Source organism: Amycolatopsis jiangsuensis (genome assembly GCF_014204865.1).
Taxonomy (GTDB): domain Bacteria; phylum Actinomycetota; class Actinomycetes; order Mycobacteriales; family Pseudonocardiaceae; genus Amycolatopsis; species Amycolatopsis jiangsuensis.
In genome coordinates, this window is the sequence record NZ_JACHMG010000001.1 from 4797948 (window position 1) to 4822702 (window position 24755).

The 24755-nt window shown below is 69.7% G+C and carries 27 protein-coding genes; 9 read left to right on the top strand and 18 right to left on the bottom strand.

The window, feature by feature from the left end; genetic code table 11:
- The first annotated feature begins 15 nt into the window (after window positions 1-15).
- Entirely contained in the window at window positions 16-243 is a 228-nt protein-coding gene (locus tag BJY18_RS21485) for an antitoxin (RefSeq protein ID WP_184781661.1), read from the top strand.
- 78 nt (window positions 244-321) lie between these two features.
- Here BJY18_RS21485 and BJY18_RS21490 read toward each other — a convergent pair whose 3' ends face one another.
- Entirely contained in the window at window positions 322-2283 is a 1962-nt protein-coding gene (locus BJY18_RS21490) for an FUSC family protein (RefSeq protein WP_184781662.1), read from the bottom strand.
- Window positions 2284-2358: 75 nt separating this feature from the next.
- Between BJY18_RS21490 and BJY18_RS21495 the strand changes: the two genes are divergently transcribed.
- Window positions 2359-2802 (top strand): SRPBCC family protein, encoded by a 444-nt coding sequence (locus tag BJY18_RS21495; RefSeq protein WP_184781663.1) that lies wholly within the window; start codon window positions 2359-2361, stop codon window positions 2800-2802.
- A gap of 264 nt (window positions 2803-3066) precedes the next feature.
- On the opposite strand, the gene BJY18_RS21500 is transcribed toward BJY18_RS21495, so the two are convergent.
- The 6 genes from BJY18_RS21500 to BJY18_RS21525 all read right to left on the bottom strand — a co-directional run bounded on the left by BJY18_RS21500 (window position 3067) and on the right by BJY18_RS21525 (window position 10034).
- A complete protein-coding gene (locus BJY18_RS21500; RefSeq protein WP_246458936.1) occupies window positions 3067-5709 on the bottom strand; it encodes a CHAT domain-containing protein in 2643 nt (880 codons plus the stop codon).
- A 41-nt stretch (window positions 5710-5750) separates the two neighbouring features.
- Entirely contained in the window at window positions 5751-6233 is a 483-nt protein-coding gene (locus BJY18_RS21505) for a carboxypeptidase regulatory-like domain-containing protein (protein WP_184781664.1), read from the bottom strand.
- Complete coding sequence (locus BJY18_RS21510; protein WP_184781665.1) at window positions 6230-6835, bottom strand: RNA polymerase sigma factor; 606 nt, start codon at window positions 6833-6835, stop codon at window positions 6230-6232. Before BJY18_RS21510 ends, BJY18_RS21505 begins: the two co-directional genes overlap by 4 nt.
- Before the next feature lie 1046 nt (window positions 6836-7881).
- Window positions 7882-8022 (bottom strand): hypothetical protein, encoded by a 141-nt coding sequence (locus tag BJY18_RS21515; protein ID WP_184781666.1) that lies wholly within the window; start codon window positions 8020-8022, stop codon window positions 7882-7884.
- Window positions 8023-8111: 89 nt separating this feature from the next.
- A complete protein-coding gene (locus tag BJY18_RS21520) occupies window positions 8112-8867 on the bottom strand; it encodes an SGNH/GDSL hydrolase family protein (protein WP_184781667.1) in 756 nt (251 codons plus the stop codon).
- A 687-nt stretch (window positions 8868-9554) separates the two neighbouring features.
- Entirely contained in the window at window positions 9555-10034 is a 480-nt protein-coding gene (locus BJY18_RS21525; protein ID WP_184781668.1) for a GbsR/MarR family transcriptional regulator, read from the bottom strand.
- Between the two features lie 546 nt (window positions 10035-10580).
- On the opposite strand from BJY18_RS21525, the gene BJY18_RS21530 reads away from it, so the two are divergent.
- Complete coding sequence (locus BJY18_RS21530) at window positions 10581-11789, top strand: MFS transporter (protein WP_184781669.1); 1209 nt, start codon at window positions 10581-10583, stop codon at window positions 11787-11789.
- On the opposite strand, the gene BJY18_RS21535 is transcribed toward BJY18_RS21530, so the two are convergent.
- The 4 genes from BJY18_RS21535 to BJY18_RS21550 form a co-directional block, all read right to left on the bottom strand.
- On the bottom strand, window positions 11786-12325 hold the full coding sequence (locus tag BJY18_RS21535) for a TetR/AcrR family transcriptional regulator (protein ID WP_184781670.1): 540 nt from the start codon (window positions 12323-12325) through the stop codon (window positions 11786-11788). The two genes, BJY18_RS21530 and BJY18_RS21535, sit on opposite strands and share 4 nt — an antisense overlap.
- Before the next feature lie 138 nt (window positions 12326-12463).
- On the bottom strand, window positions 12464-13249 hold the full coding sequence (locus tag BJY18_RS21540; protein WP_184784761.1) for a metal-dependent hydrolase: 786 nt from the start codon (window positions 13247-13249) through the stop codon (window positions 12464-12466).
- A 57-nt stretch (window positions 13250-13306) separates the two neighbouring features.
- A complete protein-coding gene (locus tag BJY18_RS21545) occupies window positions 13307-13660 on the bottom strand; it encodes an STAS domain-containing protein (protein WP_184781671.1) in 354 nt (117 codons plus the stop codon).
- A gap of 217 nt (window positions 13661-13877) precedes the next feature.
- Window positions 13878-14183 carry a WhiB family transcriptional regulator gene (locus BJY18_RS21550; protein WP_184781672.1) on the bottom strand — a complete coding sequence of 102 codons (306 nt, stop codon included), beginning with the start codon at window positions 14181-14183 and terminating at the stop codon, window positions 13878-13880.
- 150 nt (window positions 14184-14333) lie between these two features.
- On the opposite strand from BJY18_RS21550, the gene BJY18_RS21555 reads away from it, so the two are divergent.
- The 4 genes from BJY18_RS21555 to BJY18_RS21570 all read left to right on the top strand — a co-directional run bounded on the left by BJY18_RS21555 (window position 14334) and on the right by BJY18_RS21570 (window position 17013).
- On the top strand, window positions 14334-14750 hold the full coding sequence (locus tag BJY18_RS21555) for an ATP-binding protein (protein WP_184781673.1): 417 nt from the start codon (window positions 14334-14336) through the stop codon (window positions 14748-14750).
- Complete coding sequence (locus BJY18_RS21560) at window positions 14747-15523, top strand: SigB/SigF/SigG family RNA polymerase sigma factor (protein ID WP_184781674.1); 777 nt, start codon at window positions 14747-14749, stop codon at window positions 15521-15523. The genes BJY18_RS21555 and BJY18_RS21560 overlap by 4 nt, the downstream gene beginning before the upstream one ends.
- Window positions 15524-15592: 69 nt before the next feature.
- On the top strand, window positions 15593-16003 hold the full coding sequence (locus tag BJY18_RS21565) for an ATP-binding protein (RefSeq protein ID WP_184781675.1): 411 nt from the start codon (window positions 15593-15595) through the stop codon (window positions 16001-16003).
- 29 nt (window positions 16004-16032) lie between these two features.
- A complete protein-coding gene (locus BJY18_RS21570; RefSeq protein ID WP_184781676.1) occupies window positions 16033-17013 on the top strand; it encodes an aldo/keto reductase in 981 nt (326 codons plus the stop codon).
- Between the two features lie 40 nt (window positions 17014-17053).
- On the opposite strand, the gene BJY18_RS21575 is transcribed toward BJY18_RS21570, so the two are convergent.
- A complete protein-coding gene (locus BJY18_RS21575; protein WP_312874116.1) occupies window positions 17054-17641 on the bottom strand; it encodes an HNH endonuclease family protein in 588 nt (195 codons plus the stop codon).
- Between the two features lie 148 nt (window positions 17642-17789).
- Between BJY18_RS21575 and BJY18_RS21580 the strand changes: the two genes are divergently transcribed.
- Window positions 17790-18134, top strand: a complete 345-nt coding sequence (locus BJY18_RS21580) for a hypothetical protein (RefSeq protein ID WP_184781678.1) — start codon at window positions 17790-17792, stop codon at window positions 18132-18134.
- A gap of 172 nt (window positions 18135-18306) precedes the next feature.
- Here the strand turns inward: BJY18_RS21580 and BJY18_RS21585 are convergent, their stop codons facing one another.
- From BJY18_RS21585 to BJY18_RS21600, 4 genes are all read right to left on the bottom strand, one after another.
- A complete protein-coding gene (locus tag BJY18_RS21585; RefSeq protein ID WP_184781679.1) occupies window positions 18307-18627 on the bottom strand; it encodes an STAS domain-containing protein in 321 nt (106 codons plus the stop codon).
- Between the two features lie 406 nt (window positions 18628-19033).
- The gene (locus BJY18_RS21590) at window positions 19034-19393 is read right to left on the bottom strand and encodes a hypothetical protein (RefSeq protein ID WP_184784762.1); all 360 of its coding nucleotides are present in this window, start codon (window positions 19391-19393) and stop codon (window positions 19034-19036) included.
- A 372-nt stretch (window positions 19394-19765) separates the two neighbouring features.
- Window positions 19766-20152, bottom strand: a complete 387-nt coding sequence (locus BJY18_RS21595; protein ID WP_312873917.1) for a hypothetical protein — start codon at window positions 20150-20152, stop codon at window positions 19766-19768.
- An 861-nt stretch (window positions 20153-21013) separates the two neighbouring features.
- The gene (locus BJY18_RS21600; protein WP_184781680.1) at window positions 21014-21913 is read right to left on the bottom strand and encodes a hypothetical protein; all 900 of its coding nucleotides are present in this window, start codon (window positions 21911-21913) and stop codon (window positions 21014-21016) included.
- 332 nt (window positions 21914-22245) lie between these two features.
- Here BJY18_RS21600 and BJY18_RS21605 point away from each other — a divergent pair, with 332 nt between their 5' ends.
- Complete coding sequence (locus tag BJY18_RS21605; RefSeq protein WP_184781681.1) at window positions 22246-23190, top strand: glycoside hydrolase family 43 protein; 945 nt, start codon at window positions 22246-22248, stop codon at window positions 23188-23190.
- Window positions 23191-23193: 3 nt separating this feature from the next.
- On the opposite strand, the gene BJY18_RS21610 is transcribed toward BJY18_RS21605, so the two are convergent.
- Window positions 23194-23853 carry an anti-sigma factor antagonist gene (locus tag BJY18_RS21610; RefSeq protein ID WP_184781682.1) on the bottom strand — a complete coding sequence of 220 codons (660 nt, stop codon included), beginning with the start codon at window positions 23851-23853 and terminating at the stop codon, window positions 23194-23196.
- Between the two features lie 431 nt (window positions 23854-24284).
- A complete protein-coding gene (locus tag BJY18_RS21615; protein WP_184781683.1) occupies window positions 24285-24632 on the bottom strand; it encodes a hypothetical protein in 348 nt (115 codons plus the stop codon).
- Window positions 24633-24755 lie beyond the last annotated feature (123 nt).

Below are 24755 nucleotides of genomic sequence, written 5' to 3' on the forward strand. Positions count from 1 at the left end.
ACGGGGAGGCCCGGAATGGGCATCAATTTCGACGAGATCAAGGACAAAGCGACCGGCGCGCTGCGCGACAACAGCGAGAAGATCGAACAGGGGCTGGACAAGGCCGCGCAGTTCGCGAAGTCGCGGGTCGCCGGCCACGATTCGAAGATCGACGGCGGCGTGGAAAAGGCCAAGGATCTTCTCGGCAAGGTCAGCGGCAAACCCGAGGACGGCGACCAGCCCGGCCCGAAGCCTCCGCAGTAATCCGGCGCCGGGGTGGCCTCGTGGTGCGGCCGGCCGGAACCGGCCGCACCACGCACGAGACCGGTGGTACGTGCGAGGTCAGGTGCGCCGGTGGTAGGGCAGGAACCGGCGCATCAGCCGCAGCGGCGACTGTTCCACCAGGTCCGGGCCGCGGACCGCGTCGAACGTCGAGCCGAGCTGGTCGGCCACGCCGGCGAGGCGTGGGTTGTCCGGCATCGGCATCGAATCCGGGTCGCGTTGTTCACGCACCGCGGTGGCCAGTTCCGCGAGCGCGGCGGTGACCAGCTCGATGTCCGCGGGCGACGGCGACGGAGTGCCCCTGCCGATCGTCACGCCGACCTCGGTCACCGCGTCGGTCACCCGTTCCAGCCCGGCGATCACCGGCCACCACGCGACCGCCTGCCGTCCTGCCGGCGACGGCTCCACGATGACCTGCTGGAACGCCGTGCGCAGGTCGGCCAGCGCCCGGTACGCCGCCCGCCGGGCCCGCGAGCGGGCCAGCCGCGCCTCGTTCGTCGAGGTGCGCACCATGGCCGCGCGCACGTAGGACGCGACCTCGTCGAAGCTGTCCGCCAGCCGTCCGCCGACCTGCGGACGGCGCGAACCCGGCCAGAGCAGGTAGCCGATGACGAGCACGATCAGGCAGCCGGTCACGGTGTCCACGAGCCGGGCCAGCACCACCGGCCAGCTGCCCGTCCTGGCGAGGTCCATCTGCAGGATGATCAGCGGCGTGACGAAGGTGCCGAGCATGCCGTAGTTGCGGACCTTGCCCACCGCGGCCCCGCCGGCGAACGCGGCGATCAGCACCACGAGCACCCAGCCACGCGCGCCGACCGCGAGAACCACCGCGCCGATGCCGACGCCCGCGACCGTGCCGAGCCCACGCAGCACCGCGCGGCCGAACACCGAGCCGAAGTCCGGTTTCAGCACCACGCCGACGGTCAGCGTGATCCAGTACGAGCGCTCGAACGGAACCAGCAGCGCCACCACCTCTGCCACCGCCACGCACACGGTGAGCCGCAAGGCGACCAGCCAGGTCAGCGGGCCGGAGATCAGCGACCCTGCCCACTGACGTACGCGTCGCAGGGGCGAAACCGGCTCACGACGCTGCCGGTCGTCGCCCTGCTCGATCCGCTTCAGACCGGTGTAGAGCGCGGCCGACAGCGGGTCGGGGTCCTGCTCCGGGAGCTCGGGCGGAGCCGCCAGCGGCTGCGCGGCGAGCACCGAAGCGGCCACGCCGGTGAGGTAGTCGATCACCTCGTCCGGAGCGCGGCGTCCGGCGTTCACCATCGCCACCGCCGCCTCCACGGCCGGGGTCGCCGCCGAGAGCCGGTTCAGCAGCCGCCGGTAGGTCGCGTCGCGGCCGGACAGCCACGAACGCGCGATGAGCAACCGGTCGTACGCGGTGCTCATCGCGGTCGTGAGCTGATGGCGGGCGACACGCGAGGTCGGTTCGTCGGTGGCCGAGAGCATGGCCGCGAGTTCGATGTACACCTGCGCGACCGCCGAACGTTCCGGGCTCGTCGCCCGCACCGTCCAGGTCACGAGTGCCACGAGCAGCGCCCACACCGCACCCACGCAGAAGTAGCCGAACAGCACTTCGACCCGCAGGCCCGTGGCATGCTGCGCGGTGCCGAGCACGCAGAAGACGAACATCTGCAAAGCCGCCACCGACGCGTTGCTCCCCGCCGCGCTGATCAACGCCGACACCGCCGCGACGAGCACGACCGCCGGAACCGACCACGCCGGCATGCCACCGGTGAGCAGGCCGATCAGGTAGCCTCCGGCGGCGGCGACCGTCGAACCGCCCAGCCTGCGGGCCCGGTAGCGGTAGGTGCCGGCCGCCTCCGACAGCACGACCGGCAGCGCACCGGTGGACATCAACGCGCCGACCGCGATGTCCCCGAGTGCGTAGGCGACCGCGAGCGGCGTGGCGAGCGAGATCGCCGCGCGGATGACCATGTTCCACGGAACGGGCACCTGTTTCGGACGCAGGAGCTGCACCAGCCAGTGCGGTGCGGCGAAATCGGGGCGGCTCACGCCCCCATCTTGACCTACCGGCCCCGCGCGGGATTAATTATCCACCTGCCAACAACTTCTCTCGGGAGGACACCGATGCGCGGACGCAGGTACTCGTTCGAGGTCAACCGCGTGAGCACCGCGTCGCCGGCCACGCTGTTCCGGCTGGAAACCGACGGCCCGCAGTGGTCGAGCTGGGGCCGCCCGTTCATCGTGCAGGCCCGCTGGGCCGAACGCGGCGACGACGGCGGCGTGGGCGCGGTCCGCGAACTCGGCCTCTGGCCGGTCCTGATCCGGGAGAAGACCCTGGAGTACGAGCCCGACCGGCGGCACGTCTACACGCTCGTCGGTCCGGCCCCGCTCCAGGACTACCGCGGCGAAGTGCTCTTCACGCCCAACTCCGGCGGCGGCACCGACCTGCGCTGGACCGCGGCGTTCACCGAATCCGTACCCGGCACCGGTCCACTCCTGCGGACCGCGTTGCGCGGGGCGATCGGGCTCCTCTCCGCCCGCCTGGTGAAAGGCGCGGAGAAACGCTGAGCCGGCGGGTTCTCTTGCACGCGAAGCGTCCCGGGCGCTGTCCGGAGGCACGGGCTCCGTGGGCTCCGTGAGGCACGGGCTACGCAGACTTCACGCCCTACAGCTCGCGGGCACCGCGGGTCACGGCTCGCGGGCACCGCAGGCCACGTACCCCACGGCTCGCGGACTTCATGCCCTACGACTCGCGCGCTCTACCGGGCAAGAGTCCGTGGAATCCACTTTCTCGCGCCAGAATTTTCTCAGTGTTCCTTCCGGGCCTGCCCCTCAACCGGCGCCGAGGCACACGAAAGGGCGGCGCAGCGGGTCCACCGCCACCGCGTCGGCCAGGGCCTGCGCGGGTGAGGTGCCGTCGACGAGCCTGCGGTGCAGGTCGGCCATGGTGTCCGCGGCGGCCCGGTCACCGACGCGGGCCACCGCGCCGATCACCGTGCGGGAGCCGCTGGCCAGCAGCGTGCCGGCGAACCCCAGCGCTTCCTCACCCGGCCGGATGTGGCTCATCGCCAGCTCGCACGCGGCCAGCACGACCCGCTCCGGCGGGTGCACGAGCCGCGTGGTCTCGTGCGCGAAGAGTGGTCCGTCGACGAGTTCGACCCGGGAGAACAACGCGTTCGCCGGCTCGTGCGCGCCGTGCGCGACCAGGTGCGCCAGCCCGGCGCCTTCGAGCGCGGACAGGACCGCGGCGCTGGTCGCGTCGTCGCCCTCGACCAGCTGAGCGTCGGGGTAGACCGAGCGCAGCTTGCTCACCTCGCCGACCGCGCCCGGCACCCCCGGGCCGCCGGTCAGCAGCACCGGTCCGTCCCCGGTCGGGCGCTGCGCGGTGATCCACGCGGTGGCCGACGGCGCGATCGACACCGGATGCCCGCGCAGCGAAGGCAACGCACCCCACGGCATCGCGTACAACTGTCCAATGGGGACGATGATGATCTCGCGGTCGTCCAAGGTTTTCACCAGTGGCGCGGAAATCAGCGCGTCGAGCTTGTCCGCACGCCGGCGCGCGGACGCGGCGACCGTCTCGGCCAGCATCGGCGGCAGCTGGTCCGGCGCGAGGGCGTCGAGGTCGGCGTGCAGCTGCCGGGCGGTCTCCACGATGTCATCCAGCGGCCCGAGTTTCAGCAGCCGGAACGTGCCCCGGTCGACGACCAGCGAGTACAGCTGTCCGTTGTAGGACACCAGGCTCAGCAGTACCCGGTCGCCGAGCGCGGCGACCACCTCGTCGGGGGTGGCGACCGGCCGCGGACGGCCCCACCGGCTGGTGTACCAGCCGAGCCGGGTCGCCTCCCGCTGCAGGGCGACGTAGCGGGATTCCAGCGCCCGCACCGGTTCTCCGGCCAGTCGGGCCCGCTGGATCGTGCGCTGCACATGCCGCATTTCGCCGATGTGCTTGGCCAGCACGGGATCCTCGATGACCGGCAGTGGTTCGTAGCGGTACACCTGCGCCCGGGTGCGTTCCAGCCAGGCGAACATCCGGCGGGCACCGGCCGCGTTGCGCCGCGCGCGCCGCAGCACCAGCCGCATCGCCAGCCTGCCCAGCTCCGCACCGTGCACGGCGGTGCCGCACAACAGGTCCAGACCACCCATCCGGTCGCGGATAGTACCCAGCTCGCGCAGCCCGGCCCGGGCCTGCGCCAGCGCGGACCGCGGCCGGTCCTCGGCCACCGCCAGCTCCGCCCGGCACAGCCGGAACAGCATCCGGTGGTCGACCGGAGTCGTGGCGCGCGGACGCGGGACCCGCGCGAGCACCTCCGCCGCTTCTTCGGTCTCCGCACGTCGCAGCAGCAACCGCACGGCGAGCATGCGCGCGACCGCGACTTCGTCTCGCAGCCCCAGATCGGCGAGCCGTTCGGCCTGCGCGACCAGTGCGGCAGGCAGCCGCGGCGGGCAGCGACTGTCCGGAGTGGACAGAATCCGGTGCACGTCGGCCCGCAGCCGGGCGAGCCCGGCGATCTCCGCCCACGTGTGGTTCCCACGCCGCAGAAACCGGCGCCGGGCCTCGGAGGCGCAGCTGCGCGCCAGGTCGAAATCGCCCTCCAGCAGGGCGGCCGCGGCGCGCGCCACCTGCACTTCGGCGATGTGCTGCCCGGAACCGTTGGCACGCAACTGCGGCAGCGCCTCGTCCAGGTGCCGCGCGGCCTCGTCCGCCAGACCGGCGGCGAGCAGCGCCCTGGCCTGGTCGTAGCGGATCAGCGGCAGCGAGCCGGGTGATTCGACGACGAGGATGCGCGCCGCCTGCTCGTAGTTCGCCAGCGCCTGCGGGATGTCGCCGACGAGCTGGGCGTGGGTGCCGAGGTTCTGCCGGAGCTTGCCCTCCAGCCGGGCGTGCCCGTGCCGGCGCGCCAGCTCGAGCGCGCGGTGCAGATCGGCCTGCGCGGCATCCAGGTGATTCAGCGACAGGTGCACGAGAGCACGGTTGTTCAGGGTGCGCACGAGCGCGACGCGGTTGTCGTCGAACTCCGCTTCGATCCCCGGCAACACCGCGTCGTGCACCGCGAGCGATTCGGTGTACTGGCCACCGCGCATCAGCACGACCGCACGCTGGACGGTCAGCAACAGCGCCAGTTCCCGGTTGCCCGGGAGCCCGTCCAGTACCCGTTCGGCGGTTTCGAGGTGCGCCAGACCGACCTCGGTGGAGGTCACCTCGGCGGCTGCCGCCCCGAGACTGATCAGGACCCGGACCCGCAGCTCGTCCTGCGCGGAACCGGATTCCGGTGCAGGGCCGGCTTGCGGGGCGGGACCGGCTCCTTGTGCAGCACCGGCTTCACTCGCCCGGTCCAGCCGGGCCAGCGCCCGCCGGAACAAGCGCACCGCGGCGCCGGGCCGTTGATCGAACGCCGCGGCCCGGCCCTGGGTGTAGAAATCGTTTGCCGCGCTGGTCGGATCGAGTACAGGCGGCACAGGCACGCCGTCCATGGGACCACACCTCTGCCGCCGACGTAACCGCCCGTCCAGGTTCAGAGCACGACGGTGGGCGTCACCACCGTACGGCGGTGTTCACCGGAGCCGACGTGCACGAGGATCTGGGTGGTGCCGCCGGGTACGTTGTCGAGCACGAACCGGCCGCCCTCGTCGGTCGTGGTGGCGAAGGTGCCCTGATCGGCCACCCGCACCTCCACGTCGTACTCGCCGGCCGGCGCGAGCCAGCCGTCGATCCGGTGGGTCTTGCCGACCCTGGCCAGGTTGATCATCACGGTCAGGTCGCTGACCGTGAACGTGATCGTGCCGGTCGCCGTGCTGCGCACCCCGGCCAGCTCGTCGAGCCGTTCCCAGCGCGCGACCTCGACGTCGAGGTTCTCGAGCTCGATCGCGAACTGGACCCGCTGCACCAGATCGTCCGGCGGCGGGTCCAGCTCGTCGAGGTAACGGCCGAGGTCGTTGAGCAACGTCTCGTCGTCCGGCAACGCGCTGCCACCGCCCGGCCTGCCGATGTCGTTCACCGGACACCCCCTTCTCCCGCGAGGAGTTCGCGCATCGAGTCGAGGCAGCGACCTCTGGTCGGTCCGACGCTGCCTCGCGGCATCCCCATCGCCTCGGAGACCGCCTGGTATTCGGCCCGCCCGGCGAGCACGGTCAGCCGGAGCAGTTCCTGGCAACGTGCGGGCAGCCGGAGGAAGGCGCGCCACACCCGCCGGTCCCGGTCGGCGCGCACCGCCTCGTCGTCGGGCCCGGGCTGGGAACTCTCGAGCGTGGCGGCGACCTCGTCGCTCAGCGGTACCGGCTGCGCCCGTCGCCCGAACGGCCGGGTGGCCTCGCGGCGGGTGGTGGTGATCAGCCAGGCGGCCAGCGCCCGCGGATCGCGCAGCTTCTCCAGCTGGCTGAACAGCGCGAGCCACACGGTCTGCACCACGTCTTCGGCGACCTGCCGATCCAGCCCGTTGGCCCGAGCCACGTGCCAGACGAGCGGCGTCAGCTCGTCGACGAGCTTCGCCATGGCCCGCCGGTCACCACCCCGCGCCGCCTCCATACAGGCAGCATGCAGATCGGCGCCGGTCAAGCCTTCCCATGGCGGGTCTACCTCAGTGGTACGCACGTCGGTCACCGTAGCTGCCTCACTCCGAAGGTGGGTCGTCCCGAGCAACAGTGTCGTAGGTTCGATCTTCGTCGGTCTGGTCAAGGTCACGAAAGTCATGAGGTCTCGCGGGGAGGTCGTAGGTAGTAGGGCCCTTGACCATGAAGAGCGACGAGACGGCGCCCAGATACATCGAATCGGAATTTCGGCCGGATTTTTTTCCGGCGGAGTCGCAGCCCTGGTCAGAGGGGGCGACGCCGCGGTCGGACGGCAGGGGCGCGGTCTTGCCGGTGGTGCTGCCGCGGACGAGACGCCGGGACCGCGGGCTTGCCGATGCGGTGTCGCCGCGGACGGGACCGCGGGCTTGCCGACAGGGTCGCGGACATGCCGGCACTGCCACCGCAGTCGAGACGACCGGGCCGCAGGCGCGCCGCTACTGCCTCCGCGGCCGGGATGACAGGGACGCCGCGGTGGTTCGGGACCGGCTTGTCAGCCGTCTCGGGTCCGCTTGGTCAGCCGTTTTCGGGCTCGCCCTGGCAGCCGTATCGAGCTCGCCCGGGCAACCGTATCGAGCTCGCCCTGGCAGCGGTGTCGGGCTCGTCCTTTCGACCGTCTCCGGGCCGGGCCGGGCAGAAGACGGTCGGGTCTGGTCGGTCTGGTCTGGTCTGAGCCTCGGCCGGTGCGGTGCTGCCCAACTCGTCAGGGCGGTCCGGTGTCCTGGCCAGTCATCCCCGGACGGAGGGGCGTCGCCGGATCTTGCACGCGGAGCGTGCCGGGGTTCGGGCTGGCCTCGGGTGGTGACGACCGCAACCCGCATCCGCATCCGCACCCGCACCCGCACCCGCACCCGCACCCGCACCCACACCGAGCCTGCACCAGCGGCGCGGCAAGCGAGTGCCGGTCATGGGGCGGACGGAGCACACCGGCCGGCACGAGTCGATGCTCGCGCCGACCGATGCTCCCCTCCCCCGCCGGGGCCTGCTCCCCTTCAGGCCCGCCGGACGGTTTCCTCCCCGAACCCGTCCGGCCGACGGCGTCCGGCAACCCCCTCGGCTACCGGGCACCGCCCGTCTGGACTACTTGGCGGGCACCGGGTCGTCGAACGGCTCGTGATTGGTCGGGTGCACTTCGTGGCCCTGGGAGAACGGCGGCTCCTCCGTGGCCGGAGGGGCGGCCGGAACGTTCGGCTCGGGCTTCTCCTGCTGTTCGATCGACATCGGTGCCTCCTTGCTCCATCAGGTCGCCCTATATGACGCAACCAGAGTGCACCCGGATACACGGAGCGCAGAACTTTTTCGGCCCTTTTTCAAACCACCTGGTCAAACGGATGGGGCGGATCCCCCGAATGCCGACGGACCGTGACGGCTGGTAAGCCCTCCGCAAGGACCCGGGCCCATTCCCGGTAACCGGCCGGACCCGGGTGAAACCCATCCACGGCGAACAGTTCCGGACTCAGCAGGTCTTCCGCGAACGGCGTGTACGTCACCGCGGGCAGCCGGTCCAGCGCGCGGACCGCCCGGTCGAGCGCTGAGGCCCGCGCCCCCAGCACATCCTGCAACGGCCGGGGCAGGGCGGGAAAACTCCCGAGCGGTGGGACGCCCGCCAGCATCACCGGAACATCACCGAGCCGGCGCCGCGCAGCGACGACCACCTCGAGCAGCTCGCGACGAAAACGTGCCGCCGAATGCAGCGCGAGAGTGTCGTTGACGCCCAAGACGACGACCAGTACGTCGGCGGGCTGCAGCCGCGGAACCAGCTCGTGCAGAACATTCCGCGCGGTGGCCCCGGTGCGGCCGACCGCCTGCCATCGCACCTCCCGCCCGGCCTCGGCCAGGAGCCCGGCGAGCTGCCCGGTGAGCGCTTCGGCGTGCGTGGGCGCCCCAACTCCGTCCACGGTCGATTCACCGAGGACTGCGATCCGCAGCGGATGACCCGCACCGACGGCGCCCTTGGCGGGCCCCGCCGCGCCGGGCAGACGAGGGGTCGCCCGGCGCACCCGAACCGCCTGCACGACGAGCACGGGCGCCAGCAGGACGAGGACGAACAGCCGGAGGAATGCCATGGGTCAGACACTAGCGAGAGACACCGACAGAACCGGTCCGCTGCGCGGAGTTGTCCACAGGCGTATCCAGTTGTGGACAACTGGGCGCGGCCACGACGAACGGATGCGATTCCAGCGCGCCCTACTACGTCACCAATTGCAGACGAATACTCCGACGGTTATCGCGTGCACCTGCGCATCAGCGATCGCGGCGTCCCATGGGTGTCACCAAGTGCGGACACGGAGCACGACACGCACCACGACGAGCTGACCGTGAGCGCCGACGGGCGTTCCAGCGGTTTCGAGCTGAGCCGGAATGGCATCGCTGACCTGGCGCTCACGAACAGCGGCGGGTGTCAGCAATCGATAACAGGTTCCTTGCCGCACCCCGGCCTTGACCTCGGCGTCAAGGCCAACCGGACTCCGTGCGTGTCAACAGCTGTAAACACCGCAGGGTGCCGAAAACGCACCGACATGGCCGAAGGGCGAACGCGAAGGGTTGTCCACAGCTGCGGACAGTGGCGCGGACAGTGGCGCGGACAAGGCCCGGTCGCAGGAACGGCCGCCCGGTCGGCGCGATCGTCGCCGGTCAACGCAGTCCTCCCCAGTCGGCGCGATCGTCGCCGGTCAGCGCAGTCGTCCCCAGTCAGCGCAGTCCACGCCCCGATCGACCGTCCTCCCGGTCGGAGAGACTCGACCCGCAGCCCGTCAGGAGTGGCGCTTCCCCCGGCGCTCCTGCCAGCGGGCGAACAGGTCGTCGAGTTCCTCGAGCATGAACGCCAGGAAGTCGCGCATTTCGGCGACGCGCTTGCCGGCCGGGGAGTCGGCGCCGAGCGCCTCGATTCCCTCCTCGGACGCGTCGTGCCAGACCATCAGGAGGCGGTCGCGCTTGAGGAACGTGGCGTACCAGAGGTCGTCGTAGAGCCGGTAGTGGTCGCGGCGTTCGCCGGGTTCGCGGACCTTCGTCACCATGCCGACGCCCTCCAGGTACCGCACCGCACCGGAGATCGCGGCCGGGCTCACGGACAGCTGCTCGGCCAGCTCGCCCGCGGTCAGCTGCCCCGCGTCGGTGGTCATCAGCGCCGCGAACACCCGTGCGGCCATCCGCTGCATGCCGATCTGCGCCAGCACCAGAGCGAGGCTCTCGACGTAACGGCGGATGGCTTCGTCGTCACGTTCGGTCGCCATCGGTCCATCCTCCCGTAACGCCCCGCCGAAGATCATCCAGACATTTTCTGAACTTCACAACTTCATGAAGCGATCATAGCGGCTCGGCCACGGGAGGCCGGAACTCAGCGCGCGTCCTGGCGGAAGCCGGTCGGGCCCAACGACGTCGGAACTCCGGACGGCACGGATGGTGTCACCGGCACGGTGGCCGTCGTGGTGCGAACCTCGGCCGGGGGCCGTTTGGTGACCGTGATCGGTGGCGGAGGCGCGTGCGTGACAGTCTCCGTGACCGGCTGCGCGGGAGCCGGCGTGCTGCTCGGCGGCGTGGACACCGGCGCGGATCGGGATGCACTCCCAGCGACGAGGAGCGCCGCGACCAGCAGGCCGCCGGCAAACCCGGCGAGTCCGGTCACCACAACGTATCCCCAGGTGGGAGCCGTATCTGACATCCGGCACCTCCTCGCCGCGCCACTGCCCGGCTCCGAGGATCAGGTCGTGTCGATCATAAGCTCCGTTACCGACCGTGCAACTTGAGTCGAACCGACTCAAGTAAGGCATAGTGGCCGAGTGCCGAAAATCCTGCAGCGGCCCGACTTCCGCCGGCTCTGGCTCGCCGACGCACTGAGCCAGCTCGGCACCCGCGTGGATTTCCTCGTGCTCCCGCTGCTCGCGACCACGACACTGGCCGCGTCGGTGGTTCAGGTCTCGCTGTTGCGGACACTGAGCACGCTCCCGTACCTGCTGCTCGGCCTGCAGGCGGGCGCGTGGTGCGACCGGATGCGGAACCGGCCGGTGCTGATCACCGCCGACCTGGCCCGAGCGCTGCTGATCGGCTCGGTCCCGGTGGCCGCGCTGTGTGGCATGCTCACGCTCGGCCACCTGTTCGCCGTGGTCCTGCTGACCGGCGTGTGCACGGTGTTCTTCAACGTCGCGCACCAAACTTACCTGCCGCTGCTGGTCGAGCGATCCGCGTTCGCGGAGGCCAACGCGGCCCTGCAGACGAACATGTCGGTCGCCGCCATCGCCGGTCCGGGACTGGGCGGACTACTGGTGCAGGCCGCCGGAAACGCAGGCGCGATCGCCGTCGACGCGCTGTCCTACCTGTGGTCTGCGCTGTGGCTACGCCGCATCCGCACACCGGAGGCGGCACCCGAGGCGGCGGAGCGGAATCTGCGCCGGGAGATCACCGAAGGACTGCGCACTGTGCTGCGGCAGCCGATCCTGCGGTCGACCGCGGCGTATGGCGCACTGTCCAGTCTGTTCCAATCGATGTACCTGGCGGTCTCGGTGGTGTTCCTCAGCCGCGATCTCCACCTGGCACCCGGGGTGATCGGCCTTCTCAGCGCGGTGTCACTCCTCGGAGCGCTGCTCGCGGGCGTCGTCGCGCAGCGCATCGGGGCCCGGTTCGGCGCGGCGCGGGCGCTGCTCTTCGCAGCGGTGGTGTACGGCGGTTCATTCCCCCTCTACGCGTTCACCACCGCGGGCTGGGGCCTGACCTGGTTCGTGGCAGCCGGGCTCGGTTCGGGCTTCGGGATCATCCTGCTGAACGTCTACACGACCAGCTTTCGTCAGGCTGTCACGCCACGGCCGCTGCTGGGCCGCGTCACCTCGGTCACGCAGACGGTGCTGTTCGGCGCCGCCCCACTCGGAAGCCTGCTCGGAGGCGCGATCGCGGAAGCGGCGAACATCCGGGTCACGCTCTACGTGTGCGGCTTCGGCCTGCTCGCGTCGACGGCGATTCTGTTCGCCACGCCGTTGCGTCGGCTGCCCGGCTAGCGCAGGCCGTCCAGCAGCACTCTCACCAAACGCTGGTCGCCGGGCGAATGCCGCTCTACGGCAAGGGCCGCGATGATGAACGCGCGCAGGTCGTCGCCGTTGATGTCGCTGCGTACGATCCCGGCCGCCTGCCCACGTTTCAGCAGCGCGGTGAGGTTCTTGCGGAACCGTTCGCCGACCTCCGCCTTGTAGGTGGCGCCGCCCGCCTCGCCCAGTGCTTCGCAGATCGCGCGGTTCCGGGACGCCTGCTCGATCACGCGGGGGAAGTACTCGTAGAAGGCCTCCGCCGGCGCCTCAGCGTCGATCAACTCCTGCGCCTCGTCCGCGTACTGCTCCAGCCGCTCCGCGACAACAGCCTGGAACAGCGCCTCCTTGCTGGGGAAATGCCGGTACACCGTGCCCGCGCCGACACCCGCCCGCCGGGCGATGTCGTCGAGCGGCACGGCCAGGCCGTCGGCCGCGAACGCCTCCTCGGCGGCCGCCAGGACCCGAGCCCGGTTCCGTCGCGCGTCCGCACGCAGCGCTGACTTGTCCACCGGAAGCCTCCTTTGCTGACCAGCGGAACGCTCGTTCCGTAGCGCCGGAAGCGGGTGCACCGTTCCGATTCACGTCCATTCTCCTGGCGCTGAGGGAACGTTTCCACTCGATTGCCGGTCGGCGCCGGATCACCAAGGTCACGGGGTCGCCGTCTGCGCGTCGGGCGGGACGAACAGCTGCTCCGCGGTGCCGGCGAGCCAGTCCCACACGCCGGGCACCAGGAGTACCGCCGCGACCGCGAACAGCGGGAAGACCAGCCGGGTCTCCACCTTCTTGCCGGTACGCAGCCGCAGGGGCTTGGGTGGGCGGATCTCGTACCAGGTCTCGCCCGCGATGGGCAGCGGGAACAGGAACGGGCAGCCCGACTCGGTCAACGAGTCACCGAGGCAGTGCACGAAGCAGCCGGCCGCCACGGCCACGCCCAGCCAGCCGGAGATCTCCGCCAGCTGGCCTTCCCGGTCCGGTGGGGCGGTGAAGAACCACCAGGCCACCGCGCCGCCGTAGACCGGCAGCAGCCAGTCGCCCAGTGCGGACTCGGCCAGCAGCAACCCCAGCAGCAGCACGGCGAGCACGGCCCACAGTCCCCCTGCGGAACAGCCCGCTGACGTCGCCGCGCCGAGTCCGGCGGCGAACAGGACGGTGTGGGACAGGTGCCGGTGCGTGCCGGTCACCTTCTCGTCTCGGGGGCCCTTGGTCAGCGCGTACACCCCGGCGGACAGCCGGCGCAGCAGCCAGGACAGCGCGCCGGTCAGCCAGCCGAACAACCGGGACGCGCTGGCCCCCGGATGATCCAGGTCGGGCAGCAGGGCGAAGCCGGCCGTGGTGGCGGCGAAAACGACTGCCTGATGCACTGTGCCGGCACCGACCGCGGGCGCCAGGGCAAGGCCCGCGCACCAGCCGGTCAGGGCGTGCGTGCGCCCCATCATCGTGGTCGTCCCCCAGGTCGCGAGCGATTTCCGCGCCGCGACCGTACCGGGGGATCAGGACTGCGGGTCCTCCGACACGCTCAGGTGCTCGGCTACGCCGGTGAGCTCGATCACGCGGCTCACCGCAGGGCTCGGCACGACCTCGAGCTCGACGTGGCGCTCCCCGGCGTCGCGCTGGGCGTGCAGGACGACGTTCAGCGCCGAGGAGTCGAAGAAGGTCACCCCGGTCAGGTCGGCCACCACCCGGTGGGACTTCTCGTCCGCGATCAGCCCGGCAAGGGTTTCCTGCAGCTGCGGACTGGTGAGCAGGTCGAGCTCACCGGTGACCACCACCCTGGGTTCGGCGGCCGCGGTGTCGAGCGTGATGCCGAATCCGGGCGGAGTGGCGTTCTGGTCGGCTGCGGGCATGCAGTTTCTCCTCGTCAGGCGCTGCTCCTGCGCCGGTACGCGCCTGTGGTCTCAAGCGGCAACCGTGTCACGGTTCCAAGGCATCTGGAAACTCAACCCTAACCCAGTGGGTGACCGCCGCTGCGGCGGCACGGCTTCCCGCACTCGGCGACCCGGGACCGCACACGCACTACGAACCCCGCGTGCCACTTCGCACGCGGGGACAGCCGGGGACGGGTCAGGCGGTGAACGCCTTGCGCTTCGCCCGTCGTTCGCGCATGAACAGCTCCCGCCGCTCGATCTCGCCGAGACCACCCCAGATTCCGTACGGCTCCTGCACCGCCATCGCGTGGCTGCGGCACTGGGCCAGGACCGGGCAGCTCTGGCAGATCGCCTTCGCCCGTGACTCGCGGCGCTCGCGCGCGGAGCCCCGCTCGTTGTCGGTGTGGAAGAACAAGCTGCTGTCCGCACCTCGGCAGGACCCGCGAAGCTGCCACTCCCACTCCTCGGCGACCACGTTGGGCAGCCGGCTCACGTCAGCCATCTCGTCCCACCTTTCCCGGGATCGGCACTCCGACCGCTACATGCCCGCCGGTCGCACGGGTCAAACGCGGGTTTGGTTTGCTCACACCCCGGGCATGTGCAGACCGGGCACCACAGAAGACGGCGTAGCCCGCCGGAGAGAGGACAGCACGTGGAGGAGAACGCCCCGCTCGAGCGCGAGGACGCCCAGCTCATCGAGGTGCGGACGGCAGCCATCCCGCACGTGGTCCCGACCTTGCGCACGATCGTGGCCGACATCGCCATGCGGCAGGACTTCGACCTGGACGCGGTCGAGGATCTGCGGATGGCCGTGGACGAGGCCTGCTCGATGCTGCTGCCCGCCGCGGCGGACGGCAAGCTCACCTGTGTCTTCTCCTGGATCGAGGGCCGGATCGAGGTCACCGTGTCGGTGCTGTCGGACGAGGCCGACCACGGCGACGACACCGGCCTGTCCTGGCAGCTGCTCACCGCGCTCGCCACCTCGGCCCGGCGCACCGTGACCCCGGCGGACGGGCGGTATCTCTCGCGGGTGCAGCTGGTCCGGGAGAGCGAGGCGGCCCCCTCGTGACCGAGCCCGCCGGCGGCGACGAGCCCACCGACGTGGCGGCCCTGTTCCACGAACTGTCCACTCTGCCGGCGCAGGCACCGCGCCGTGAGGAGATCCGCGACCAGCTGGTCCGCGAGCACCTCGAACTCGCCCGCAACCTGGCCCGCAAGTTCCGCAACCGGGACGAGGCGATGGACGATCTGGTGCAGATCGCCACGGTCGGCCTGATCCACGCGGTGGACCGCTACGATCCCGGCCAGGGCACCGATTTCCTCGCCTTCGCGGTGCCGACGATCTCGGGCGAACTACGCCACCACTTCCGCGACAACAGCTGGTCGGTCCGGGTACCGCGGCGGCTCAAGGAACTCAACGCGACGATCTCGGCCGCCCGCGAGGAACTCACCGTGCGGCTTTCCCGTGCGCCCCGGCCGAGCGAGCTCGCCCAGCACCTCGACGTCCCGATCGAAGACGTCTACGAGGGGTTGAGAGCCGGGCAGGGCCGCTACGGCGCGTCGCTGGACAACCTGCTGGAGAACTCCGCGCACACCCGCTTCGGCGCGCCCGACGCGAACCTCGGGCAGGCGGAGCTGCGCGAGGCGCTCCGGCCGATGCTGGACAGCCTGCCCGAACGCGAGCGCAAGATCGTCGCGCTGCGGTTCGGGTCCGGGATGAGCCAGTCGGACATCGCGCGTCGCGTCGGGGTCTCGCAGATGCAGGTGTCCCGATTGCTGGCCGCTACGCTGGCGAAACTCCGCACCGGACTGTCCGAGACAGACATCACCGAAGGCACCTGATTCGCCTCGGACGCGGTTGGGTAAACACCACAGTGCGAGACACGGAAGAGGCTGGGAGGTGGGAAGGCCATGACGACGTCGAAGCTGCCGGCGATGCGCACCACTGCACCGGACCCGGTGCGCTTGCACCTCCCGGATGACGTCACCGCGCCTGCGGTCGCCCGCCACAAGGTACGGACCGCGCTGGCTTCGATCGACCTGCCCGGGCACCTGCGTGACGACGTGCTGCTGGCCACCTCGGAGCTGGTGACCAACGCCGTCGAGCACGGGGAACGGCCCGAGCGGCTGGAGCTGATGCTGACTACCGACGAGCTGGTGGTGTCGGTGTTCGATCGCGGTTCGAAGATCCCGGAGCTCAAGGAGCCCATGCCCGCCGCGGCGCGTAGCCGCGGTCTCCAGCTGGTGCACGCGCTGTCCGCGCGGTGGGGGTACGACCCGGCCGAAGGCGGCAAGTGCGTGTGGGCGGCCTTCGCCCTGTGACGCGTCCCGGCCGGTTCTAGGATCGGCGGATGGAGACTCGTGAGATCGCCCGTCTGGGCCGTGCGGTATCGGTCGTCGGGCTCGGGTGCTGGCAGCTGGGTGGGGACTGGGGTTCGGTCGACGAAGCCGACGCGATGAGCGTGCTCCACGCGGCTGCCGACGAAGGGGTCACGTTCTTCGACACCGCCGACGTCTACGGCGACGGGCGCAGCGAGACGCTGGTCGGCCGGTTCCGGAAAGAGCGTGGTGACGACGTCTTCGTCGCCACGAAGATGGGCCGCCGGGCCGAGCAGGTGCCGGAGAACTACGTGGCCGCGAACTTCGCCGAGTGGAACGACCGGTCGCGGCGGAACCTCGGGATGGACACCCTCGACCTGGTCCAGCTGCACTGCCCGCCGACTCCGGTGTACTCGACCGACGCGGTGTACGACGCGTTGGACGATCTCGTCGAGAAGGGCCGGATCAACGCCTACGGCGTGAGCGTCGAGACCTGCGAAGAAGCCCTCACCGCGCTTCGCCGCCCGAACGTCGCTTCCGTGCAGATCATCCTCAACTGCCTGCGGCTCAAGCCATTGGAGCAGGTCCTGCCGGCCGCGGCCGAGGCCGGCGCCGGGATCATCGTGCGCGTTCCGCTGGCGTCCGGCCTGTTGTCCGGCCGGTACACCAAGGACACCACCTTCTCCGACGACGATCACCGCACCTTCAACCGGCACGGCGAGGCTTTCGACGTCGGCGAAACGTTCGCCGGGGTGCCTTTCGAGGCAGGCCTGGAGGCGGTGGACCGGTTGCGCGGCCTCGTACCCGGACAGCAGACGCTCGCCCAGTTCACCCTTCGCTGGATCCTCGACCAGCCTGGCGTGAGTGTCGTGATCCCGGGCGCGCGCAACCCGGACCAGGCACGCGCGAACACCGTCGCGGCCGGGCTTCCGGCACTGTCGGCGGAAGCTGCCGCCGGCGTGCGCGCCACGTACGACGACCTGATCCGGCCACTCGTGCACGACAAGTGGTGACCGGGCGCTCGCCTCGTTCCGACCGGTGCCTTCCTCCGGGCTAGGCCGGGCAACGTCGCAGCATGTCCTCCAGCGCGGACTTCTCCCCGATGGTGATCGTGAGCCCGTAGTAGTGCTTCACCGTGATCCAGTCGGTCGCGTACGTGCACCAGAACGACACCAGCGGCGGCTTCCACTCGTCCGGTGCCTTGTCGCTCTTCTGCTGGTTCAGGTTGTCGGTCACGGCGAGCAGCTGCGGGCGCGTCAGGTCGTTCGCGAACTGCTCACGCTTGTCCTGTGGCCAGTCCCGCGCGCCGCTGGCCCATGCCTGACCGAGGGGAACCATGTGGTCGATGTCCAGGTCGCCCGGCTTCGTCCAGGTCTCTCCGTCGTAGACGCTGTACCAGGTCCCGGACTTCGGGTTGCAGTCCTTGCCCGCCGTGACGTCCTTGCCGTCGCGCTTCAGCACTGATTCGCGCGTGTTGCAGCTGTGCCCCTGGCTTGCCCAGTGCGGGAACTTCGTGCGCGAGTAGCCGGACATCGACGTGCGCGCGGCGATCTGCAGCTCGGCCAGCTGCTGCCCGGCGTCTCCGTCCGGCACCGGTTCGGCATCCACCTCACGGCCGGAGTACCACCAGATGCCGGCCACGGCGAAGACGAGCACGACCACGAGCGGCGCGATCCGCTGCACGGAGAAAGTCCGGGACACAGTCCGGCAGTATGCCCGCCACCACCGACAACAACGCGCGGACACCCGGCTCGCCGCTGGGTACCCGCCGCTCATTCCGGAGGAAACCGTGGGCTACCAGGAACGCCGGGTGGCACTGATCGCCAAGCGGGCCGCTGCGCACCTCGAGCCGGGTGAACGCATCCAGACCGGGTTCATCGCGCAGACCGGTTCGTTACTGTTCACCGCAAAGATCTGGACCTTTGTGGTCACCGACCGCGCCGTCCTCATCGTGGGCGGCAACCAGGTCCAACGGCTTCCCCGGGATGTGAGCTTCGGCGAACCGAACGGGATGTACCACCGCATCGAACTGGATCGCCGGTACAAGGTGCACCGGCAGTACTACCCGGAGATCACCGCGGCGAACGAGGCGCTGCGCGCAATGCGCTCCGGCGAGCAACCGGAAGGGCACTGACCACACGGACTTCGGACGGTGCAGGAAGGCGCTTCGCGAGCCTGGGGTTCGACCATGCCAGCCGACGCCGAGGGCGAGCCCGGAAGCGGTGTTCCGACGAATTCGGGGACAAGCACGCGTTTCTGTTCTTCGCCCTCGAGGCTGCCTGATCACTTCACCGGGGCTATTTGTGTTAAAGCGAGGGACGCCAGGCAGGAATGGTGCGGTCCAGGGCACGCTGGACGATCCACGACGGTACGAGAAAGAAGCGGATGTCGGCGAATGCGCATTCGAGCCACAGGTTGACCAGCACGGTCAGACCTGCGGAACCGCAGAACGTGACCCCGGCCAGGTCGGCGACCAGGTTACGGGGACGGCGCCGCAGCGCGTCGGCGAATTCCGCCTCCAGTACCGGTTTGCTGATGGCGTCCAGTTCGCCGGCCACCTCGAGCGAAACGGTTCCGCCCGCGGACGTCGTCACCACGGACACGTTCAACGGGGTGAAAATCGCCACGGTCAGCCTCCCTCGCACACACCACACCGGAAGCACCACTGTCCACGGGGCGGACAGCCGAAGGCGGGGAGGGAGATTCTCGATACGCACAGCCTGAGACCGACGCGACCTGGCGAAACCTCAGGCCGGCGTGCTCACCGTCCCGTGCGGACACCGTCTCCGGTCGCCGGGATCGCGGGCATTGGTTATCGTGTCGGGCACGCCGGGTGGGACCGGCACAGACCTGGGCCAGGCAACCGATCCCACCCGTGCCGACGTCGCACGGCGTCCGGTACACCCGGGGCACGGATCAGGAGTGTGCAGCTCTATCCGTGCTCCGGGGTACCTCATGGCGCTGACGCGAACCGTCGGACTCCGTGCCTCGGCCTGCCTTCCGCACACACTGCGGGCGGCCTCGGCAGGAGACTCAGTTACCCTGCAGGCTTCCGCCGTCGATGACGCCGCCCGAAGCGCAGTTGTACGGGGACTCGCCGGACGCCTCGTTCTCACCCGGCGACAGGATCGGCACGCCGATCCCGTTCAGGGCGTTGCGAACCGGAACCTGGACGCCGAGCACGTTGACATCGTTACCGCACAGGCCAAGTGTGCCGTTCACGTTGTGCAGCGCGTCGATGTTGTTCAGGTTCACGAGGCCGACCTGGCCCTGGTCCCCACCGCCGTGGTGACCGTGGTGGCCGCTGTCCTGCGTGTCGGCGGCCGCGATGCCACCGAACATGAAGGCGCCGGCCGCCATCGTGGCGGTCACGAGACCGATCTTCTTCAGCATTCGAACTCCTCTGGGGCTTCGATGATCGAAGTCGACGATCACCGACTCTGACGATTGCGTCCACGGATTCGGCAATGAAGGTGTGTAATCCGAACCGCGTGAGGGAAACGTACCGACCGATGGTCGCCATTTCCACCGCACGCCACCATCGTGTCAGCTGCCGACCCGTTGACCGGCCTACAAGACCTCTTTCGGGTCGTCCGCCGCGTTATTGTATGTCGGACAACAAGATTCACCTCACGATGACATCAAGCTCGTTGCGGGACAAGGCGTTTCGCTACGATCGGCACGATATTCTCTTACGCGCGCACGGAAAGACCCTGCATCGCCGGGATCAGGCGATACAGAGCCGCAACGGGAATTCGGGTAGCGCTACTCCGGCCAGGCCTCCGCTTCCGCCGCGAGAGCAGTGGCGACATCCAGCTCGCTCGAACGCACCTGCGAGGCCAGCGATCCCGGCTGCGGCCGGAGCAACAGCCAGCCGGTCACGTCCCGATCGGTGTAGCGCGGTGACTCGTCATCACCGATGCCCAAGGACGCGAAGTACTGGCGTGCGGCCCAGGTTTCCGGAACCCAGGCACGCGCCCAGCGCAGCACGATCCGTGCGAGGTCGTTGCGTGCGTCGGCCGGATGGATGAGCCGGTCGCCGGTGATCGCCACCAGGCGCGGCGTGTAGGCCGCGCCCGGAGCGCCGATCACGAGATGACTGTCCATTCCTCCCCCGAGTCCACCGAGCCGGATGTGTGGCGGTCCGCCCACGCGCGGGAGCGTAGGCGTTACCAGGGAAGGACAGCTGCCGGCGGACGCTCCCCCGGGGGCTCGTCCTTCCACGGCTGCTTACTGAACCACCACTAATGGTACGGATCCACCGGATGCGGCGAAACTCGACCCGCCGAAACGGAATCGGACCGGTAAACGATCATCCGCTCCGGTTCCGGAAACCGCTCTTCACGACTCGGCGGGCATGGGGATCGAACTGCGAAAACAGCAGCCATGACCGGCCTCAACAGGCAGATCCGGCAAGAATCGTCCGGCTCGCGCCGCGATCCGGAACGCCGTGGCGGCCCCCGTCGAGAACCTCCCGGCGGGGTGATCCCGCCGAGAAGTCCTCCGCCACCAGGGATGCGGCCTCTCCGGCGCCTTGGTTGTCAGGTCCCCGGCGCCGGGAGCGGTCGGCCGCGAAGCCGCCTCCGAGGCGCTTCCCCGGCACCCGAGAGAATACCGACCCCACAGCCGTCCGAACAGTTTCCGCACGGAATGACCGTCCTACGAGTGGCTGTCCGGTCAGGTGGAAACCCCCGTGGCTACCCGAATTCCAGAAGGCCAAACATCGGGATCACGGGGCGCCGGCGTCCTGCATTCCGCCCGGCCGCGATGACACTGAAGAGTGGCGATGACTGCGCCTAGTGATATCGATCAGAGCAGGCCCTGCTACTGCCTCACGCTAATGCCAATTTCTGGGACGAATGGAGCAATGCCATACGCGGAGCGGTACCAGTCGTTGCCTGCTTCGCCGCAGTGACCGAGATCGCCGTCGCGCGTCGCCCGGGGGCCGTTGCTGGACGCGAAGGTGGGCCGGTGCCTTCGCACCAGCCCACCTTCGCGCTCCTCGGCGTCCGATCAGTCGACGTCGTGTCCGCCGACACCCGTCGAGGTTTCGGTGCTGTGGCTGTACGCCCCCGTCGGGCCGGCCGCGACGTCCCAAGTGCGGAACGCGGCCGCTCCCGGTACTGCGAGTGCGCTCGTTCCACTCGAAGTAGCGCCTTCCGGCCCCGCGGTGAGCGAGGAGGCGGCGTATGCGGCGTAGTCACGTCCCGCGGAACTCGCCACGTTCGACGAGGCCGCCCCTGCCGGGCCGGCGGACGTGGTTCCCTGGTGGTACGACGACGAATCCTGAACGTGCCGGCTCGCCCTGTCCGGGCGAGTGCCGGAGCGCTGGTGTCCGGCCTTGGTCGTCCTCGGCTCGGCGGCGCTGACCGCGTGCGCCGGAGCAGCCTTCTTCACTGGTGTGACGGCTTCCTTACGCCGCAACGCCGGTTCGGACTTCGCCGGAGCCGCATGCCGCTTCGCGACCTTCGCCCGTACCGGAGCCGCGACCGGAGCCGAGGCCGAACCCTGGTCGACAGCGGGGGCGGAGGCCGAACGTGATGTGCCTGCCGGCCGAGTCGCGCTCGCCGAACGTGCCGGGTCCGTGGTGGCGGTGGGGCGGCTGTCGCCCCGTCCGCTTGCCTCGCTCTCGCCGTGCAGCACGGCCGCACCGCCGATCCCGGCGACGCTGCCGTGCTGCTCGTTCCACACATTTCCCCATCCGTCGGTGCCGGATTCCTGGTGCAGGACGCCCGCTCCGCCGATTCCGGCGTAGACCGCCGAGTCCTCCTGGCTGCTCGCGCCGCCGGGCCACCAGCCGGTGGTGAGCGGGAGCGTGTGCGCCGGCTCGGCGGCGACCGCGGCCGTGCCGGTCAGCGCCAGGCACAACGGGACGAAGAGCACTCCGGACAGCAAGGTCCGCTTTCTCGACATGACAGTGTTTTCCTCTCAAGGAAAGGCGCCCGAGATGAAAGCCGAAGTGCCACGAGCGAGCGCCGGGATGACCGGGCGTCCTGCCCGCCGAACTGACGTTACCCGGAGAACGACCGGCGGTGCCCCGAAGGGAAAGCGATCCGCCCAGCCGTGTTCCTTCCCCTTCGCCCAGTAACGCCGCGATTGCGCACCTCACCTGGGCTTTCGCCCGTCACGAGGGTAAAAACCCGGCCACTGCAGGGTGACTGCGCTTCGCAGCTTTGACGGTGGCAGGCGCCCCGGGTTCAGATTTCCGGGGGCGAATCCGTTCCCCGGCACCCAGAATCGTCGGCATGTCCATTCTCCGCCGCACGGGGTCCGCCGTCGCCGCCGCCGTTCTGCTCGCCCTCGTTCACTCGCCGGCCGCGCTGGCGGTCAGCGCGCCCCGATTGCTGCTGGACCAGGATTTCCCGGACCCCGACATCGTCAAAACCGAATCGGGATATTTCGCTTTTTCGACGAACACCGGTTCCGGGAAGATCCCGGTGGCAAGCGCGCCGGCACCCGGCGGTCCGTGGCAGGTCGTCGGTGACGCACTCGCCGCCGTACCGAAGTGGGCCAAACCGGACGGCGGGCTCTGGGCGCCGGACGTCACGACGCTGCCGGACGGGACTTTCGTGTTGTACTTCGCCGCGCCCATCGCACCGGACGGACCGATGTGCCTCGGCGTCGCGACCTCCTCGCGACCGGCCGGCCCCTATCAGCCCGCCGGTGACGAGCCGCTCGTCTGCGTGCCCGCCGACGACGGAGACATCGACCCGCAAACCTTCCTCGATTCCGACGGCAGTCGGTACCTGCTGTACAAGGCGGACGGCGCGACCGTGGGACCGCCCGCGGCGATCTGGTCGCAGAAACTCGGCTCCGACGGGCGAACACTGTCGGGGCCGCGGACCGAGCTGCTGCGCGCCGACCTCACTTCGGAGAAGAACGTGGTGGAGGCGCCTTCGGTGGTCAAGACCTCGTCGCAGTACCTGCTCTTCTACTCCGCCGACACGTTCCAGAGCTCCGGATACCACACTGGTTACGCCTCGGCGCCGACCCTCGCCGGACCGTTCGTGAAGGCGGATGCGCCGCTGCTGTCGACCGATCTGCTCGACGGCAAGGTCGACGGGCCGGGCGGCGCCGATGTGGTCGACGGGTACATCTACTTCCACGGCAGGCGGACCAGCGGGGAACCGGCACGTGGTCTCTACCAGTTGCCGATCACGTTCCCCGGTGGCGTTCCGCGGCTCGGCTGAGCCTCACCGCCGGGACCCGCGCCGTGCGACCCGGTTGATCAGCTGCGCGGACAGGTCGTAGACCTTGACATTGGTGCGTTGCGAAAGCCGTCTCAGCATTTCGAACGCCTCGTCGGAGGAGACCTCCTCCCGCGCCATCACGATTCCCTTCGCCTGCTCCAGCACCGTCCTGGTTTCGAGGGCCTCGCGCAGCTGGAGGTTCTCCGCACGCAGGTACCGGACGAGTTCCGCCGGGGTCGCGTCCTCCCGTGGCCGGGGCACCGCGGGCGGCTTCCAGTACGCACCGTTTCCGTTCGCCTCGCCGGCGCGAGCGGCCCCGATGTGCTCCTGGGCTTCGTCGAGAGTGTCGTAAACCCTGATCAGCGAGTCGACACCGACGATCTGCAACGACCGGCGCACCGTCGTGGACGCCGCGACCGCCAGCTCCAGACCGCGTTCCCGTGCCTCGCGCACCATTTCGAGCAGGACCGTGATTCCCGCGGAACCGAAGAAGGTGACGCCGGTCGTGTCCGCGAGCACCACCGGGGCGGTGACCCCGGCCTGCCACAGCCGGCTCCACGCCTCCCGCCACACCGACGTCGTCGTCAGGTCGACTTCACCCTTCGCGGTCACCGTGGGGATCGGCTGCCCACTGTCGACGCCGACCGACAGCGCCGCGCTCATCTCAGGTCGTGAAATGTTCAACGGAATTCTCCCAGCGCGTACGACGGATGGCTGCGGCGCACTGCTTGACCGTTCGAGAGACCAACTTACCGCGTCCGGAGGGAAAAATGCACATCGCACGTGCACCAGCAAACGCAAACGCACGCGCCACCGTGACCGGGCCGAACGCTGGTCGCCGGAAAGGTGCGCCACATGAAAACGGCCGTCGTGTGCGCTATGCACACGACGGCCGTCGTCTGACGACTGCGCGAACCGCCCTACCAGGTCGTTACCGGATTGACCGGCTGCACTGGGCGGGTGCGGGGACCCGGACCGGAACCGGGAATGTCAGGACTCGGCTCCGGTCCGGACGCCGCGCGGCTCGAACCCGAACCGCCGGACTCCGCGCCTCAACCGGACTCCGCCCACCACGGGCGGCCGGGCGCGAAGACTCAGTTGTGCTGGAGGCTGCCTCCGTCGGCCACGCCACCCGAAGCGCAGTTGTACGGGTTCTTCCCTTCCGCGGAGTTGGCGCCCGGGGAGAGCACCGGCACACCGATACCTTCGAGTGAGTGCCGGATCGGAACCTGCACGCCGAGCACATTCACGTCGTTTCCACAGAAACCGAGCGTCCCGTTCACATTGTGCAGAACGTCGACGTTGTTCAGGTTCACCAGACCGACCTGACCGTTCCGATCTCCGTCACCGTGGTGGCCGTCGGTGGCCGCGGACGCGATCCCGCCCGACAACAAGGCACCTGCCGCGAGCGCAGCGGTCATGAAACCGATCTTCTTCAGCATCGGGTACTCCCGGGGATTGAGGATTGACGGGGGCGTTCCGCCTCGCCGTATGTGTGCCGAGAACGTACTGGCGCCTCACGACGATCTTCCACTTCGTTCCACGATCGTGTCGGGTCGCAGTTC